Origin of the sequence: Kaistella yananensis (assembly GCF_026107505.2) — a bacterium.
Classification (GTDB): Bacteria; Bacteroidota; Bacteroidia; order Flavobacteriales; family Weeksellaceae; genus Kaistella; species Kaistella yananensis.
Genome location: NZ_JAPCHZ010000001.1, coordinates 476433 through 492572 on the forward strand (window position 1 = coordinate 476433; position 16140 = coordinate 492572).

The following is a 16140-nucleotide window of genomic DNA, read 5'->3' on the forward strand; positions in this document are numbered from 1 at the left end:
GTTTTAATGTTATAGAATAAACAAGTGCGGCAATATTTTAGTGCATTCCTAATCTTCTTTTGACCTCCGGAATGACCTGCGTTGCAAACAATTCGATGGATTTCATCGTTGTTTCATGTGGGACAAATCCCATGCTCGCCTGCGCAAAAAATCGGGTGAAGCCGAAAAGTTCGTATTCATAAATAATTTTTTCAACAACTTGTTCTACGCTTCCTACCATCAGTGATCCTTCCGGACTTCTCATGAACTCAAACTGTTCGCGAGACATCGGTTGCCAACCGCGGCTTCTCCCTACACGATCCATCATTTGGGCGTAATAAGGGAAAAATTCGTCGGCAGTTTTTTCGCCATCTTCTCCTACAAACAGATGATTATTGATTCCCACTTGAAGATCTTCCGGTTTTACTCCATTTTGTAAAGCAGATTTTTTATAAAGATTAATAAATGGCGCAAACTGACTTGGCATTCCACCGATAATTGCAAGCATTAGTGGAAGCTGAAGTTTTGCAGCTCGCACTGCCGAAGCCGGAGTTCCTCCCGCTGCAAGCCAAATGGGAAGTTCTCCGTTTAATGCTCTTGGATAAACACCTAAATCATGAATCGGCGTACGAAGAGTTCCCTGCCAAGAAACTTTTTCTTCTTTATTAATTTTAAGCAAAAGATCGAGTTTCTCATCAAAAAGCTCGTTGTAATCATTCAAATCAAAACCAAATAAAGGGAAAGATTCTATGAAAGAACCCCGTCCGGCCATGATTTCTGCTCTTCCGCCGGAAATTGCGTCCACCGTTGCAAATTGCTGATAAACGCGAACCGGATCTTCGGAACTTAAAACTGTTACCGCACTCGATAATTTAATATTTTTGGTGATTGCAGCAGCTGCCGCCAAAACCGTGGTTGGTGACGATACAGCGTAATCCGGACGGTGATGTTCGCCAATTCCGAAAACATCAACGCCCAGTTCATCGGCTAGTTTTATTTCTTCTAAAAGATTTTGTATTCTTTGGTGTGCATTGAATCCTTTACCGGGAACAGTTTCCGGAGCCATATCGGCAAAGGTCATCAAGCCAAATTCGATCTTTTTCATATTTGCTGTGAATTTTAATAAGCTGCTGTGAAAATTTGATGTATGAATTTTTTGTTTTCAAGTTCATCAACAACCGCAACTGCCAAATCCTGAACGGAATGTCTGGAACGTCCCTCTTCATCAAAAATAGGTGAGTCGGTTGCTACTCTGTATTTTCCAGTTTTTACTTGGTCTTCGCTGAACATGCTCATTTCAATGGCGGGGCTGAAAAATTCCCAATCGAGATTTTCGTTCTTGGAAAGGTTTTCAACAAAATAATTCTTCACCGCACTTGCAGCGGGATAAATTTCTTTCGGAAAATTCGGTCCGTCAACCAGGTGATTTCCATCAATTTTTAATGTTCCTGCACCTCCGATAACGATTAATCTTTTCACTCCTGAATTTTCAACTGCATTTTGAATGGAAGCTGCACCTTTTTGATATTCCTCGTGAATGTTGGGATTGGTCCATCCCGGGTTGTAAGCGCTTATTACCGCATCACTGCCTTTCACGGCTTCCGCCAAATCAGCTTCGCTAAAAACATCAACGTTTTTTTTCTCTAGATTTTCTTTTTCGATATTGATTTTATCGGTATTTCTTGCGATTGCAGTTACTTGATAATTTCTTTCCAATAGTTCATTAAGAATGGCATTTCCTACAAAACCTGTAGCGCCGATCAGTGCTATTTTCATTTTTATATAATTTAAAATTTAAAGTTTTTTTTATTAATTAAAGGTAGAGGAAAAATAACAACTCGAATAGTTCGCGGTTACTTTTAACAAAACTTTAATCTTCCAGATAGCCAAACTTGCCTGTATTAAAATCATCAAAAGCTTGAATGATTTCTTCGCGGGAATTCATTACGAAAGGACCATGAGGGAAAATAGGTTCGTTCAACGGTTCGCCGCTAATGATTAAAACGATAGCGTTTTCCGATGCTTCGATGGTGAAATCTTCGCCTTCATTTTCGAACAAAACGAAATGATCTGTAGGAACTTTTTCTTCACCATTAACCAAAATATTTCCTTCAATCACCAAAGCTGCCGTATTGAAATGGGGAGGAAAACTAAAATTTGCTTTTCCATGTTCTTTCAATTTCGCATTCATCAAATTTACGGGACTGAAAGTGGAAGCCGGACCTTTTTGGCTGTTGTATTCTCCCGCAATTACTTCAATAAAACCATTTTCTCCTAAATCCACCAACTTCATCTCAGAATTTTTAATGGCTTGATATTTTGGAGCGCTCATTTTATCTTTCGCAGGCAAATTCACCCAGAGTTGCACCATCTGGAAAATTCCACCTTCTTTTGCCCATTCTGTTTCGTGAAATTCTTTGTGAAGAACTCCGGAAGCAGCGGTCATCCATTGCACATCACCTTCACCGATGATTCCTCCGCCACCTGCACTGTCACCATGTTCAACACAGCCCTTGTAAGCGATGGTTACCGTTTCGAAACCGCGGTGTGGATGTACACCAACTCCGCGCGGCGTGTCGGTGCCGGAGAAATGAAACTTCGAATTATAATCCAACATAAGAAAAGGATCCATTCTTTTCATGTCCAAATGATATCCGCTGGGAATAAAATTATGGACCCTGAAACCATCACCAACAAAATGTGGAGGTTTAGGTGCTGCGATTAATTCTATATTTTTTGTTGCCATTGTGCTATTTTTTGATGATACAAAAGTACTTCAACACAAAGGCAAAAACATTGATGTAGGATAAGAACGAATCTCGTTGTAAATCAGTTATTTTTTACTGAAGAAACTTTTGATTATTCGGATTTCATGTTTTCGCCATCTTTTACATGAAGGCGTCGGAAAACAAAACCTGAGAGAATGGTGAGAATTCCTACCGCAAAAAAAGTGTAACGAAAGGCTAGGTGGGGATTTTCCAACTTTGCTTCGAAGGATTTTAAAATAATCAGCCCAAATGCGATTCCGAAACCAATGGCCAATTGCTGATTTACGGCAAGCAATGAGTTTCCACTGCTCGTATGATCATTTCGCAAATCAGCAATAGAAATCGTATTCATCGAAGTGAACTGAATGGAATTGAAAAATCCGAGCACTGCAATAATGGGAATAAACCAGAAAATGGAAGTATGAATTCCCGGAATTCCGAGGCAACAAATGAGTGCACCGATGATAAAGGTATTGGTCATCAGTGTTTTTCGGTAGCCGAATTTATTTAAAATAGAAATCACGAAAGATTTCCCAAACATCGCAGTTAAAGCCATCGGGGCGACAATCCAACCCGAAATCACCGCACTTTCTTTGTAAGCAATTTGAATCACTAAAGGTAACAGCAAAGGAATTGAGCTGATTCCCAATCGTGTAGCGAGATTTCCTACAATGCCTACTCGAAAGGTTCTTACCTGAAAAAGGTTTAAAGGGAAAATCGGATTTTTGGTTTTGCCTGCGTGTTTGTAATAATAATAAATCATCAAAAATCCCAAAATGAAAATCAGCAAAACGGGAGTGGTGTGCGTAGTATTTCCAAATAATTCCAGGGAAACTGAAAGCAGCAAAGACGCTGAGGCGAATATGATAAACCCTTTCAAATCAAATTCCGAAGACGCGGACTGATAATTGGGCATGTACTTGAGTCCTAAAATTATTCCCAGCAAGCCAATAGGAATATTGATGAGAAAAATCCAGTGCCAAGAAAGATAATCCACCATGTATCCGCCAACCAGTGGCCCTAAAACCGGACCGATTAATGCAGGGATAATTGCGAAATTCATCGCTTTTAGTAATTCGTTTTTCGGAAAAGTTTTGATCAATGCCAATTTGCCCACTGGTGTCATTAAACTTCCACCAATACCCTGTATCACTCTGGAAATTACCAAATGCATCAGGTTTTGAGAGATGGCACAAAATATCGACCCTGCACTGAAAATAATCAAAGCGAAAATGAAAACTTTCTTGGTTCCGAACTTATCGGCCAAAAAACCGCTTACCGGCATGAATAAAGCCAAAGTTAGTACATAGCTGATAATTGCATTGTGCATATTCAGTGGCGATTCGTTTAAATCTTTTGCGATTGATGGCAGCGATGTGTTCAGAATAGTAGAATCGAGCATCTGCATGAAAATTGCCGTCGCCAGAATAATGGGGAGAAATTTTTTAACAGAAGGGTTTGGTGTATTGATGGATTCAGACATTAAACAAAAATAAAAAAAATCCCGTGATAACTCGCGGGATTTAGAATGTTAAACGACGTCTTCTTTTTCTTTTCGGATACGTGTAATTCTTGTCACTTCGCTCCATTTCTCTTTTAATTCATTTTCAATATCGTAATCATCTTGAAGTCCGAGCCAAAATTTCGGAGAATTTCCAAAGTAAGCACTTAGTCTCACTGCTGTATCGGCAGAAATTCTTCTATTTCCTTTAATGATTGCCGAAATTCTGGTTTGTGGAATTTCCAAATCTTTCGAAAGTCTGTATTGTGAAATTTCGAGTGGAACCAAAAATTCCTCTAATAATATTTCTCCAGGTGATATATTTCTCAACTTTTTCATGTTTTTTCAATTTAATGATAATCTATAATTTCAACCGCAAACGCATTATGATTTTTCCATTTGAAAATAATTCTCCACTGATTATCAATCCGAATGCTATAAAATTCGGATAAATCACCCTTTAGTTTCTCTAGCCGATTTGCGGGCGGAATTCTAAGGTCAGCTATATCAATTGAATTATTAATCATCCTCAGTTTTCTTCTGGCAACCTCCTGAATTTCTCTTGGAAGTTTTTTAGAAACAACTCCATTCCAGATTTTTTCTGTTTCTTTATTTCCAAAATTGATAATCATCCTCTTTTGCGTTACTAACGTCAAAGGTAAGTAAAAACTTTTGAACATGAAGAATGTTTATCTCGAATAATCTTCACTCCAAGAAAACACCCCTAAAAAGCTTAAACTTCTTAAGGGTATATCAAATTTTTTAAATGTAGCTATCGATTAGTAACTGTCTTCGTGAACGGTTTTCACGGCTCTACCACTTGGATCGTTGGCGTTTTTGAAAGCTTCATCCCATTCTAAAGCGATAGGAGTGGAGCACGCAACCGACGGAACCGACGGAACTGTTGCCGCGGCGGTTTCACTTGGGAAATGCTCTTCGAAAATCGTTCTGTAGCGGTATTCTTCTTTGTTTTGTGGCGTGTTCAGCGGGAATCGGAATTTTGCATTCACCATCATCTCGTCTGTCACTTCTTTTTCGGCAACTTCTTTTAAAGAATCGATCCATGAATAGCCAACTCCGTCGGAGAATTGCTCTTTTTGCCTCCACACGATAGATTCCGGCAACAAATCTTCAAAAGCTTTTCTTAGCAGCCATTTTTCGATTTTTGGTTCGTGAGCGGTCACCATTTTATCTTTTGGATTTTGGCGCATCGCAACATCCATAAATTCTTTATCCAGGAAAGGTACGCGGCCTTCGATTCCCCAACTCATCAAGGCTTTATTGGCACGCAAACAATCATACAAGTGAAGTTTTCCAAGTTTTCTCACGTTTTCTTCATGAAATTCTTTTGCGTTAGGCGCTTTGTGGAAATACAGATATCCTCCGAATAATTCATCACTACCTTCGCCGGAAAGCACCATTTTAATTCCCATTGACTTGATGACTCTCGCTAATAAATACATCGGTGTGGAAGCCCGTACGGTAGTTACATCATAAGTTTCCAAGTGATAGATCACATCGCGAACCGCATCCAAACCTTCCTGAACAGTAAAATGAACTTCGTGGTGAATAGAGCCGATGTGATCCGCAGCTTTTTGTGCAGCAACCAGATCGGGACTTCCTTCCAGACCTACTGCAAAACTATGTAAACGCGGATACCAAGCTTCCTGAGTATCGCCACTTTCGATACGGTTTCGCGAATATTTTGCAGTTACCGCAGAAATAATCGAAGAATCCAATCCTCCGGAAAGCAAAACACCGTAAGGAACGTCGCTCATCAATTGTCTGTGAACAGCTTCTTCCAAAGCTTTTCTAAGTTCAGCTAAATCGGTCTTATTGTCTTTTACATTCTCGAAATCCTCCCAATCTCTCGTGTACCATTGCTGCAATTCGTAACCTTCGGGGCTGTAAAGAAAATGCCCGGGTAAAAAAGTTTCGATGGTTTTGCAAACACCTTCCAAAGCTTTAAGTTCAGAAGCTACATAATAATTTCCGTGTTGGTCCCAACCCTGGTATAGCGGGCAGATTCCCATGTGATCGCGGGCAACAAAATATACATTGTTTTCGGTATCGTATAAGGAGAAAGCAAAAATTCCGTTCAGTTTATCCACGAAATCTTTGCCGTATTTTTTAAATAAAGGAATGATTACTTCGCAATCGGATTCGGTTTGAAATTCGTAGTCCGGAAACTCTTTTCTAAGTTCACGGTGGTTGTAGATTTCACCATTTACGGCAAGAACGATTTTTTTATCATTAGAAAATAATGGCTGTTTCCCAGAAGTTGGGTCTACTATGGCCAATCTTTCGTGGGAGAAAATTACTTTTTCGTCCTGAAAAATTCCGCTCCAATCTGGTCCGCGGTGGCGAATTTTTTTAGACATTTCTAAAACCTGAGGTCTTAGAGTTTCGGTTTTTTGTTTAGCATCAAACAAGCATACAATTCCGCACATAGATTTATAATTATAAGTAGTTGTTAATAATTGATTAATTTTGTTCTGCAAACATAAAGTAAATGTTTATAAAACAAAATAATATTAAGCAAAATAAGAATATTTTACTAAAATTAGCTTTTAAAGCGGAAAAAATTAAGTTGAAAGGAGAAATTTAGAGAATCTGGTGGAAAAAATTCAAAAAAAAAGCAGACAAATGCCTGCTTTACGTTTCGTTAATGACTTTTATTTAAGCATTTCGCTGAATCAGCGCCATGTAGAAACCATCGAAACCTTCGCTCGGCATTACTTTTTCTTCTTTCAGTAAGCTAAAGCCTTCGTTGTTTTTTAAGAATTTTTCTACCTGCTCATTATTTTCACTTGGTAGGATGGAGCATGTTGCATATACCATCTTACCGCCTTTTTTCAGCATTTTGCTGTAATCCTGAAGGATTTGCTGCTGTTCCTGCTTGATTCGGTCAATAAAATCCTGGTCAATTTTCCATTTGGAATCTGGGTTTCTTTTTAAAATGCCCAATCCCGAACAAGGTGCGTCGATCAGCAGTCTGTCGGCTTTTTCATGAAGTCTTTTGATCACTTTATTGTCTTCAATGAAACGGGTTTCAATATTATGCGCTCCGGCTCTTTTCGCACGGCGTTTTAGTTCGGCCAATTTCCATTCGTAAATATCCAAGGCGATAATCTGACCTTTATTTTTCATCAAAGCCGCTAAGTGAAGGGTTTTTCCACCAGCTCCGGCGCAGGCATCTACAACGCGCATTCCTTCCTGAACATCCAGAAGTTCACCGATTTTCTGGGAAGAGGCATCCTGAACTTCGAATAAACCATCCTTAAAAGCTGAGGTTAAAAATACGTTTTTCTTCTCATCAAGCTGAACGGCATCAGGATAATTTCTGATCTGGAAGCTTTCCACATTTTCATCCTTCAGGTCAGAAATCAATTCTTTCGCTGTGGTTTTCAAGGTATTGGCGCGAAGAATTGTCGGAGCCTGCTCATTCAGCGCATGCATTTCTTTTTCCCAGTTGTTCCCGAGTTCTTTTTCCATCGTTTCGGCAAGCCACTCGGGAATTGAATATTCAATTGCTTTGGTGGGAACTGTATTCTTCTTCAGTTTATTAAGAATGTCAGCATTTTTAATCCCATCAAATTCCTCAAATTTTTTATAATATGTTTTGGTCCAAAGGCAGTATGCGAGAATCAGTTTATAGATATTATTCGGTTTCACGCCTTCGCCCATATAATATTCGAGGCGTTTTTTCCAGCGGATGATGTCGTAGAAAATTTGTGAAACTACCTTGCGGTCTTCGCTGCCCCATTTTCTGTTGGCTTTCAGAAGCCGCTCTATCACTTTATCTGCATATTTTCGGTCCTCGAAAAAGGTTTCCTGTAAAGCGTCGTGAATTCCTATTAGTAAGTTTCTGTGTATCAGTTCCATGTATGGATAGTTAAATGTTTAGTTTCGCTCGGATTTCCGGGACAAAATTTTTGCAAAAATACAGTTTTTAACTGAATAATGATGCCATTGATTTGGGCGCCAATTTCTGCCCTCCGTTCCCGCTTTTTTTCTTCCACTGCGTTCCATAAAAAAGAGCTCCACTCAGGTTGGGGCGCAGCGGGGTTGTTGAGAATCAGGGATTTTTAATGACCGTAAAAAATCCGTACTTTTGTGTTTCAAAAAAATAAAACGATGAGCGATACCATAATTTGTCCGAAATGCCAGTCCGAATTCACTTACGAACAGGATAATCTGCAGGTGTGTTCCCAATGTTTTCATGAGTGGGATCCTAATGAAGTTGCCAGTGGCGAAACCATTCTGGACATGAACGGCAACGAACTCCAAAACGGAGATTCTGTAATCGTGATGAAAGATCTTCCTGTAAAAGGAGCACCAAAACCTGTAAAGGCGGGAACAAAGGTTAAAAACATCCGCCTTCGCCCTGATTCTGATCATAATATCGACTGTAAAATCGACGGTTTCGGAGCGATGGCGCTGAAATCTGAATTTGTGAAAAAGGCATAAAAAAAAGGAAAGATTTGGACAGGGTTCTGTTTCAAAGACTTGGTTGTCCGAAATTAACGGACTAATTTCGTCTTAAAGGCAGAAAGAGAATTAACCAAAAATTTCCTTATTTGGGAAGAGTAAAGTTAAGAAAATATTTTCAATTTCCGTACCAGTTTTTTGAAATATGTTGATGTTAGTCTATGAAATCAACCTTCACCGCACCGGATATTTGAGTGTCGGTATACATAATCAATTCTTTTCCGCTCACCAAAGCTTTGTTCCAATAGTGGTTTCCGGCGAAACGGCTTTCGAGAATTTGGGCATCTTTTCCTGACTGTGATATTTTTATCTCGTGAGGATACCAGAAATTTTTAAAAACACCGAATGCTGATTTCTCTTCATCAGAGAAAACATTCACTTCGCCAAAAAGTTTAGCTACATAAGCATTGTAGGGGTTAGTGAAAATATCTCTTGGGCTGTCGTTCTGTATCAGCCTGCCTTCCTGAAGAACAATAATCTGATCAAGCCACGGCATCACTTCCTGAATTTCGTGAGTGGAAATAATGAGTGAAATGTTTTTCTCCTTTACATAATTAAAGAGTTTCTCCCGCAGTTCAATTTTTCTGGAATAATCAAGATTGCTAAAAGGTTCATCCAGCAAAAGCAGTTTCGGCATTACGGAAAGCGCCCGTGCTATCGCAACACGCTGCTGTTGGCCCCCGCTCAGGTATTTTGGGAGAACATTCGCGTATTGTTCAAGGCCTACAACTTTCAGCAGTTCCAGCACTTTGTGTTTTTTTTCCTGAAGATTAATGTTCGAAATAAACTTTCCTACATTATCGGAAACCGTAGCATAAGGCATTAGATCATAGTTTTGTGCCACGAGTTTCATCTCACTTTCTCCGGGAACGATATTTTTTTTAGGGCCATATATGGGTTTTCCATCAAAAATAATCTCTCCTTTTTCCCAGTCGAGCAAGCCATAAATTAAATTAAGCAATGTGGATTTTCCACAGCCGCTTTCGCCGGCCAGCGCTATAATCCTGCCTCTTTCAATCTTTAAATTCAGATTTCGGAAAAGCTCTTTTTCAGGGGAATAAGAGAAAAACAATTGATTGATTTCTAATAGCATATCTGCAAAATTAATAAATTTGATCTTACTGTGAATTATTTTTATTATTTTAGCGGGAGCAATAAAAAAAGCAAAAATTTGATGAAAAATATGTTTAAGATCTCAGTGTTTTCAGCATTTATTTTGGGAATGACAGTAGTTTCATGTGGAAAAGACAAACCGCTGAGCAGCGTAAACAACGAGGTTACTACAACAACAGAAGGAAATTCTTTCCAGGTAGATACTTTAAACAGTAAAATTGAATGGAAAGGCTTTAAAATTCTGAAATCCGACAATACCAGCCATTTTGGAACCATTAAGTTCGAAAGTGGAGATGTTACCGTAAAAGACGGGAAACTGGAAAGCGGAAAATTTGTTGCAGACATGAATTCTTTAACCTCAGTTGACTTGAAAGATGATGCCGAACAGCTGAATAAATTAAATGGACATTTGAAAAGTGGTGATTTTTTCGAAGTTGAAAAATTCCCAACCGCTTCTTATGAAATTACAAAAGTTTCTGAAAATGCCAATGGAGATTACAATACACTTCTCGATGGCAACTTAACAATCAAAGGAATTACAAAACCGGTTCAGTTCAATGCGAATGTTACCGTTAACAATGGTGAGGTGAGCATTGCTACAGAACCAAAAGACATCAACAGAGAGGATTTCGGTGTGAAATTCCAGATGCCTCTTGCAAACGGCGTGATCAAAAATGAGGTAAATCTTCAGATTTTGATTAAAGCCTTGGAAAAGAAATAATTTTTTTATTTAAGTGTGATAAGTGATGTGAATCCGTCTCATTGTTAATGAGGCGGATTTTTTTAATACCGATAATTACGCCCTGTTTTTCCCTCAAAATTTATTAAATTTGCAGACTTACGGAAGGCTTTAAACCAAGCACTTTCTGCATAAATTCAAAACATATGACTTCACAAGAGATACGCCAGCAGTTTTTAGATTATTTTAAAGAAAAAGGTCACCTTATCGTTCCTTCCGCACCTATTGTGCTGAAAGATGATCCAACGCTCATGTTCTCGAACTCGGGAATGACGCAGTTTAAGGATTATTTTCTGGGTTATAAAGAGCCCAAAGCCCCGAGAATTGCAGATACGCAAAAATGTTTGCGGGTTTCCGGGAAACACAACGATTTGGATGATGTTGGTCGCGATACTTACCATCACACGATGTTCGAAATGCTGGGGAACTGGTCTTTCGGCGATTACTTCAAGAAAGAAGCCATCGGATTTGCCTGGGAACTTTTAACGGAAGTTTATAAAATTCCGAAAGAGAATTTATATGTAACCATTTTCGAAGGTGATGCTTCCGAAAATCTTGCGCGCGACCAGGATGCCTATGATTACTGGAAAACACATATCGATGAAAGTAGAATCATCAACGGAAATAAAAAAGACAATTTCTGGGAAATGGGAGAAAGCGGACCTTGCGGACCCTGTTCGGAAATCCATGTCGATTTAAGGTCTGAAGAAGAAAAGGCGAAAGTTCCGGGAATTGAATTAATCAATAATGATCATCCGCAGGTTGTGGAAATCTGGAACAACGTTTTCATGGAGTTCAATAGAAAAGCCGACGGAAGTTTAGAAAAACTGCCCGCTCAGCACGTAGATACAGGAATGGGCTTCGAGCGCCTGTGTATGGCTTTGCAAGGCAAAAAATCCAATTATGATACCGATGTTTTCACGCCTTTAATTGCTAAAGTAGAAGAGCTTTCAGGTAAAAAATACACTGGGATTTTAGAAGATGAAAAAGACATCGCGATTCGTGTTGTCGTGGATCATATTCGTGCTGTAGCATTTGCAATTGCCGACGGACAGCTGCCTTCCAACGGTGGAGCAGGGTATGTGATCAGAAGAATTTTAAGAAGAGCAATTTCATATTCTTACCGTTTTTTAGGAATGAAAGAACCTTTTCTTTTTGAATTGGTTGCTGTTTTGAGAAGTGAAATGGGCGAATTTTTCCCGGAACTAGTGAAACAGCAGAAACTGGTTACAGAAGTGATTAAAGAAGAAGAAACTTCTTTCCTGAAAACCATTGAACATGGTTTAAAAAGAATCGATTTAATTATTAATGAAACCCTTTCCAAAAACGAAAAAACACTTCCCGGTGCTGAGGTTTTTGAACTTTATGACACTTACGGATTCCCGGCAGATTTATCAAGAATCATCGCGGAAGAAAAGCAGTTGACGGTTGATGAAAAAGGTTTTGATGAAGAAATGGAAAAGCAGAAACAGCGTTCCAAGAAATCATCAGTCCAGAAAGTTCATGACTGGGTCATTCTAGAAGAAAAGCAGGAAAGTTTCGTTGGGTACGACCAGACTGAAACAGAAACCTATATTACCCGGTACCGAAAAATCGAAAATAAAGACGGCGAATTCTACCAAATTGTTTTATCGAAATCGCCGTTCTATCCGGAAGGTGGTGGACAGGTAGGTGATAAAGGGATTCTAATCCCAAGCTATACTGAAGGATTCGATATTTCAAATCCCAGTGTTTTCGGAATTACTGATTGCGCAGATATTGTAGAAATTCTGGAAACGAAAAAAGAAAATAACCTGATCGTTTCTTTAATAAAAGACTTGCCGAAAGATGCAGGAGCGGTTTTCTATGCAAAGGTGAACGCAACAGAAAGAAAAAACACCCAGGCTAACCATTCGGTGACGCATTTGTTACATGAAGCTTTGAGAGAAGTTTTAGGAACTCATGTAGAACAGAAAGGTTCTTTTGTGGGTCCGGATTATCTTCGGTTTGATTTCTCGCATTTCTCTAAAATGAATGAAGAAGAACTGAAATTGGTTGAAGAGAAGGTAAATTCAAAAATAAAAGAAAATATTGCTTTGCTGGAATATAGAAATATTCCGATTGCAGAAGCGATGGAGAAAGGCGCAATGGCGCTTTTCGGTGAAAAGTACGGCGACAGCGTGCGAATGATTCAGTTCGGAAGTTCAAAGGAACTCTGTGGCGGGACTCATGTGAAAAATACAGGCGAAATCGGGTATTTTAAGATTCAGAATGAGAGCTCAACCGCTGCGGGAATCCGTAGAATTGAAGCGATTTCAGGAGATAAATCTGCGGAATACTTCAAGAATATGGAAGTTCAGGTTAAAGAAATTTCTGCTTTATTAAAATCCAGGGATTTAGCGAAATCTGTTGAGAAATTACTGGAAGAAAATTCGGCTCTGAAATCAGAAGTTGAATCCTTGAAAAAAGAGAAAGCAAAAGGGGAAACCGCGAACTGGAAAAATGATTTCACTGAGAAAGGCGACAAAAAACTGTTGGTTAAAAAAGTTTCAATGGATGCCGGAAGTGTGAAAGATATCGTTTTTCAACTCAAAAAAGAGGTTGAAAACTCAGTAATCATCATTATTTCAGACGCTGATCAGAAACCAATGATTACGGTTGGAGTTTCTCAGGACCTGGAATCTAAATATCACGCGGGAAACATTGTGAAAGAACTGGCAAAAGAAATCCAGGGCGGCGGTGGCGGAAATCCTGGTTTTGCTACAGCCGGTGGAAAAAATCTTGCCGGGATTGATGCAGCTTTAGCAAAAGCGCTTGAACATTAAATCTAAAGTCGAAAAATTAAATAAAGTAAAAGAGTTTCGGGAATACCGAAACTCTTTTTTTATGGGATATCAATTCCAAAATTAATTGTTGAAATTTCAGTCAGGAACTTTTGTTAATTCTATTTGCGGATTGAGTTTCCTTATTTTTTCTTCCGTTTTCCTTATTTTTTTCTCAAGATTTTCGATGTTTCTTTTGCTTCGCGCGAGTCTTTTATTTGCAGTTTCGGCTTTTTTCATTTTTCTTGCTGCTGATCTTGCTCCTCTTTCATTTTTACCGAAATTTGTTGTGCTTTTGAAATTGTCGCCGGCTTTATCAGCATCGCGGGTCGCTTTTTTAGCATCTTCATATTCCACGGCGTACTCTTTTCTAGCTTTTTCGAGTTCTTTTTTGTCTTCGGTCAGTTTCATGCTTAATTTCAGAACTTCTTTTTCAGACTTTGAAACAGTAACACTGTCGGCAACAGATTGCGCATTTAATGTACCACAGCGTAAAATACCAACGAAGATTATGGCGATATACAGCGTTTTTTTCATAATGATTTTTAAATCTTAATAAATACAAATGTAGCCGATTTATTTTGTATTTAAAGTCAGTTTTACATAACAAAAATCCCGAAAAACGAATTTTCCGGGATCTTAATATAAGTGAAATATAATGATGTGTTTTTATTTTATTTGTTTCCGCCTCCTCTGGCAACTAATGCGATGATCACGATAAGTACCAAGGCACCAATTACCCAAACCAGTGGATTGCTCATCCAGTCTCCACTCATTGCGTCACCACCTTTATTCATGTCTACATCAACATTTAAATCGGCTGCTTTGTCCTGAGCTTTAACTAGAATCGTTGCGAAGTTTGCTGCAACTGCCAATGCGAAAATCTGAATCTTTGTAAGTAGGTTAGAACGTGTCATAATTTAATTTTTTAATGTTATACTTTCTGAGTATTCTAAAAGTGTACCAAAAATATAATACGTTCAAAAAAATTCTGGGATCATAAAATGCATTCCATTAAATAATCATCCATTACAAATCCGTTTCCGATATCAAAAACGCCTTCTTCATAAATGTTGAAACCTTGTGATTTGTAAACAGATTTCGCGATGTTTTCTTTGTTTACATTCAAAATAATGCGGGAATCTCCTTTTTCGGCGGTTTGTTTTTTAACAAAAATCAACGCGGTTTTTCCACAGCCTTTTCCTTTTGCCCCGTCGATCAAATAAATTCGGTGGAGTTTGGTGGTTCCGGGTTCGTAATGATGCTCGTAACCTATAAAACCGACGGCTGAATTTTGATCAAGAATTAAATAATAATGATAATTTGGATTCTGAAGATGCTCAGTAATTTCCTCGACCGAATACATTTGAGATAACATATAATTAATCTGTTGCTGAGAAAGAAGTCCGCTGTAAGCCGAATTCCAGGATTTTTCCGCCAAATCGCGAATCAGCGGGATGTCTTTTTCTGTTGCTTTTACTAAAGAAGTCATCGATTTTAACTTTTTAACTCAGTTCGAAAAGGGTGATTTCGGGTTCAATTCCAACTCTTCCAGGGAACGCAATTACTCCGAAACCACGGTTAACGTAGAGGTATTTCCCCTGGCTTTCATATAAATCTGCCCATTTTTTATACCGATACTGAACCGGCGACCAACGAACATTTTTCAAATCGATCCCGAACTGCATCCCATGTGTATGTCCAGAAAGCGTGAGCTGAATATTTGCCGGATGATGTTTTACGATTTCATCAAAATGAGTAGGATCGTGACTCATTAAGATTTTGGCAGCATTTGCCGGCACCCCAAACGCAGCTTTATTCAGGTCGCCATATTGCGGGAAGGGCTTCAGTCCCCAATTTTCAACGCCAAGAATATAAAGTCTTTCTCCATTTTTTTGGATAATACGGTGTTCATTACGGAGCACCTCAAATCCAGCTTCTTTCTGAAGTTGAATTAAATTCGGGACGTTCTGTGCTTTTTCACCTTGGGATTTCCATTCGGCGTAATCTCCGTAATCATGGTTTCCGAGGACTGAAAATTTCCCGTCTTTTGCCTTAATTCCGGCAAACATCGGAACAAATGGTATGAATTCACTGGCAAAATTATTCACCATATCGCCAGTACACAGAACCAAATCTGCATTCTGCTCATTGATTAAATTGACTGCTTTCTGTAATTTTTCGGGATTAAAAAAACTGCCGGAGTGAATATCTGAAATCTGGATGATTTTATACCCTTTAAAACTCTCTGGTAGTCCGGCAATTTTCAGTTTAACGCGACGTACCCGGTGTCTGTATTTTCCGAAAACAATTCCGTCAATAATCATGGCCGAAAATCCTGCAGCTACGGCAAGCCCAATGATGCTTACAAATTTTCTTCTTTCAGGGAAATAGGTTTCGGGTTTTACGAAAAACGTAAAAAGATAATTGAAGAATCTTGCAATGTCTTCCATTAAAAGAAGAAGAACGATGAAAAGTTTTGGAACCAGAAAAATGAGAAATACGGATGCTACAACCTGAATCCGGTGATGGTCTCGGTCGCTCCGTTTAAAATTAAGCAGTTCATAAACAAAAAAGCCATAAACGAGAAGGGTTACAGCCCAGTAACCTACCCGCAGCCAACTGTTGGAAGTGATGGTTTTGAAGGCCTGGTAGACGTAGAACTCCAGAATGAAAACAATTCCGGTGATGATTAGAAAATTTTTCTGCATAAGTTTTCATTAAAAAAGCACAAAATCGATTTTGTGC

16 protein-coding genes are annotated in these 16140 nt (G+C 38.8%); 3 read left to right on the plus strand and 13 right to left on the minus strand.

What is annotated here, in order from left to right; genetic code table 11:
- Nucleotides 1–37 precede the first annotated feature (37 nt).
- The 8 genes from OK344_RS02110 to OK344_RS02145 form a co-directional block, all read right to left on the minus strand.
- A complete protein-coding gene (locus OK344_RS02110; RefSeq protein WP_265143219.1) occupies nucleotides 38–1084 on the minus strand; it encodes an LLM class flavin-dependent oxidoreductase in 1047 nt (348 codons plus the stop codon).
- A gap of 14 nt (nucleotides 1085–1098) precedes the next feature.
- Nucleotides 1099–1755, minus strand: coding sequence for an NAD(P)-dependent oxidoreductase (locus OK344_RS02115; RefSeq protein ID WP_265143220.1), 657 nt, complete (start codon nucleotides 1753–1755; stop codon nucleotides 1099–1101).
- A gap of 94 nt (nucleotides 1756–1849) precedes the next feature.
- Complete coding sequence (locus OK344_RS02120; protein WP_265143221.1) at nucleotides 1850–2725, minus strand: pirin family protein; 876 nt, start codon at nucleotides 2723–2725, stop codon at nucleotides 1850–1852.
- A 113-nt stretch (nucleotides 2726–2838) separates the two neighbouring features.
- Nucleotides 2839–4230, minus strand: coding sequence for an MFS transporter (locus tag OK344_RS02125; RefSeq protein ID WP_265143222.1), 1392 nt, complete (start codon nucleotides 4228–4230; stop codon nucleotides 2839–2841).
- 48 nt (nucleotides 4231–4278) lie between these two features.
- Nucleotides 4279–4587, minus strand: coding sequence for a HigA family addiction module antitoxin (locus OK344_RS02130; RefSeq protein ID WP_265143223.1), 309 nt, complete (start codon nucleotides 4585–4587; stop codon nucleotides 4279–4281).
- 11 nt (nucleotides 4588–4598) lie between these two features.
- Nucleotides 4599–4880 carry a type II toxin-antitoxin system RelE/ParE family toxin gene (locus tag OK344_RS02135; RefSeq protein WP_265143606.1) on the minus strand — a complete coding sequence of 94 codons (282 nt, stop codon included), beginning with the start codon at nucleotides 4878–4880 and terminating at the stop codon, nucleotides 4599–4601.
- A 147-nt stretch (nucleotides 4881–5027) separates the two neighbouring features.
- Nucleotides 5028–6698, minus strand: a complete 1671-nt coding sequence (asnB, locus tag OK344_RS02140; RefSeq protein WP_265143224.1) for an asparagine synthase B — start codon at nucleotides 6696–6698, stop codon at nucleotides 5028–5030.
- Nucleotides 6699–6927: 229 nt separating this feature from the next.
- Nucleotides 6928–8133 (minus strand): RsmB/NOP family class I SAM-dependent RNA methyltransferase, encoded by a 1206-nt coding sequence (locus OK344_RS02145; protein WP_265143225.1) that lies wholly within the window; start codon nucleotides 8131–8133, stop codon nucleotides 6928–6930.
- A gap of 252 nt (nucleotides 8134–8385) precedes the next feature.
- On the opposite strand from OK344_RS02145, the gene OK344_RS02150 reads away from it, so the two are divergent.
- Nucleotides 8386–8718, plus strand: a complete 333-nt coding sequence (locus tag OK344_RS02150; RefSeq protein ID WP_265143226.1) for a zinc ribbon domain-containing protein YjdM — start codon at nucleotides 8386–8388, stop codon at nucleotides 8716–8718.
- 175 nt (nucleotides 8719–8893) lie between these two features.
- Here OK344_RS02150 and OK344_RS02155 read toward each other — a convergent pair whose 3' ends face one another.
- Nucleotides 8894–9832, minus strand: coding sequence for a sulfate/molybdate ABC transporter ATP-binding protein (locus OK344_RS02155; RefSeq protein ID WP_265143228.1), 939 nt, complete (start codon nucleotides 9830–9832; stop codon nucleotides 8894–8896).
- 90 nt (nucleotides 9833–9922) lie between these two features.
- Here OK344_RS02155 and OK344_RS02160 point away from each other — a divergent pair, with 90 nt between their 5' ends.
- Nucleotides 9923–10573, plus strand: a complete 651-nt coding sequence (locus OK344_RS02160; protein WP_407936694.1) for a YceI family protein — start codon at nucleotides 9923–9925, stop codon at nucleotides 10571–10573.
- 164 nt (nucleotides 10574–10737) lie between these two features.
- Nucleotides 10738–13395, plus strand: coding sequence for an alanine--tRNA ligase (gene alaS / locus OK344_RS02165; RefSeq protein ID WP_265143230.1), 2658 nt, complete (start codon nucleotides 10738–10740; stop codon nucleotides 13393–13395).
- Nucleotides 13396–13491: 96 nt separating this feature from the next.
- Here alaS and OK344_RS02170 read toward each other — a convergent pair whose 3' ends face one another.
- The 4 genes from OK344_RS02170 to OK344_RS02185 all read right to left on the minus strand — a co-directional run bounded on the left by OK344_RS02170 (nucleotide 13492) and on the right by OK344_RS02185 (nucleotide 16103).
- Complete coding sequence (locus OK344_RS02170; protein WP_265143231.1) at nucleotides 13492–13929, minus strand: hypothetical protein; 438 nt, start codon at nucleotides 13927–13929, stop codon at nucleotides 13492–13494.
- A 137-nt stretch (nucleotides 13930–14066) separates the two neighbouring features.
- Nucleotides 14067–14309 carry a hypothetical protein gene (locus OK344_RS02175; RefSeq protein ID WP_218248817.1) on the minus strand — a complete coding sequence of 81 codons (243 nt, stop codon included), beginning with the start codon at nucleotides 14307–14309 and terminating at the stop codon, nucleotides 14067–14069.
- Nucleotides 14310–14389: 80 nt separating this feature from the next.
- Nucleotides 14390–14884, minus strand: a complete 495-nt coding sequence (locus tag OK344_RS02180) for a GNAT family N-acetyltransferase (protein ID WP_265143232.1) — start codon at nucleotides 14882–14884, stop codon at nucleotides 14390–14392.
- Between the two features lie 13 nt (nucleotides 14885–14897).
- Nucleotides 14898–16103, minus strand: coding sequence for a metallophosphoesterase (locus OK344_RS02185; protein WP_265143233.1), 1206 nt, complete (start codon nucleotides 16101–16103; stop codon nucleotides 14898–14900).
- Nucleotides 16104–16140: the final 37 nt, after the last annotated feature.

Bases quoted from the DNA above. Each gene is read 5' to 3' on its own strand.
- OK344_RS02110 (WP_265143219.1), bottom strand. From the start codon at position 1,084: ATGAAAAAGATCGAATTTGGCTTGATGACCTTTGCCGATATGGCTCCG.
- OK344_RS02115 (WP_265143220.1), bottom strand. From the start codon at position 1,755: ATGAAAATAGCACTGATCGGCGCTACAGGTTTTGTAGGAAATGCCATT.
- OK344_RS02120 (WP_265143221.1), bottom strand. From the start codon at position 2,725: ATGGCAACAAAAAATATAGAATTAATCGCAGCACCTAAACCTCCACAT.
- OK344_RS02125 (WP_265143222.1), bottom strand. From the start codon at position 4,230: ATGTCTGAATCCATCAATACACCAAACCCTTCTGTTAAAAAATTTCTC.
- OK344_RS02130 (WP_265143223.1), bottom strand. From the start codon at position 4,587: ATGAAAAAGTTGAGAAATATATCACCTGGAGAAATATTATTAGAGGAA.
- OK344_RS02135 (WP_265143606.1), bottom strand. From the start codon at position 4,880: ATGATTATCAATTTTGGAAATAAAGAAACAGAAAAAATCTGGAATGGA.
- asnB (WP_265143224.1), bottom strand. From the start codon at position 6,698: ATGTGCGGAATTGTATGCTTGTTTGATGCTAAACAAAAAACCGAAACT.
- OK344_RS02145 (WP_265143225.1), bottom strand. From the start codon at position 8,133: ATGGAACTGATACACAGAAACTTACTAATAGGAATTCACGACGCTTTA.
- OK344_RS02150 (WP_265143226.1), top strand. From the start codon at position 8,386: ATGAGCGATACCATAATTTGTCCGAAATGCCAGTCCGAATTCACTTAC.
- OK344_RS02155 (WP_265143228.1), bottom strand. From the start codon at position 9,832: ATGCTATTAGAAATCAATCAATTGTTTTTCTCTTATTCCCCTGAAAAA.
- OK344_RS02160 (WP_407936694.1), top strand. From the start codon at position 9,923: ATGTTTAAGATCTCAGTGTTTTCAGCATTTATTTTGGGAATGACAGTA.
- alaS (WP_265143230.1), top strand. From the start codon at position 10,738: ATGACTTCACAAGAGATACGCCAGCAGTTTTTAGATTATTTTAAAGAA.
- OK344_RS02170 (WP_265143231.1), bottom strand. From the start codon at position 13,929: ATGAAAAAAACGCTGTATATCGCCATAATCTTCGTTGGTATTTTACGC.
- OK344_RS02175 (WP_218248817.1), bottom strand. From the start codon at position 14,309: ATGACACGTTCTAACCTACTTACAAAGATTCAGATTTTCGCATTGGCA.
- OK344_RS02180 (WP_265143232.1), bottom strand. From the start codon at position 14,884: ATGACTTCTTTAGTAAAAGCAACAGAAAAAGACATCCCGCTGATTCGC.
- OK344_RS02185 (WP_265143233.1), bottom strand. From the start codon at position 16,103: ATGCAGAAAAATTTTCTAATCATCACCGGAATTGTTTTCATTCTGGAG.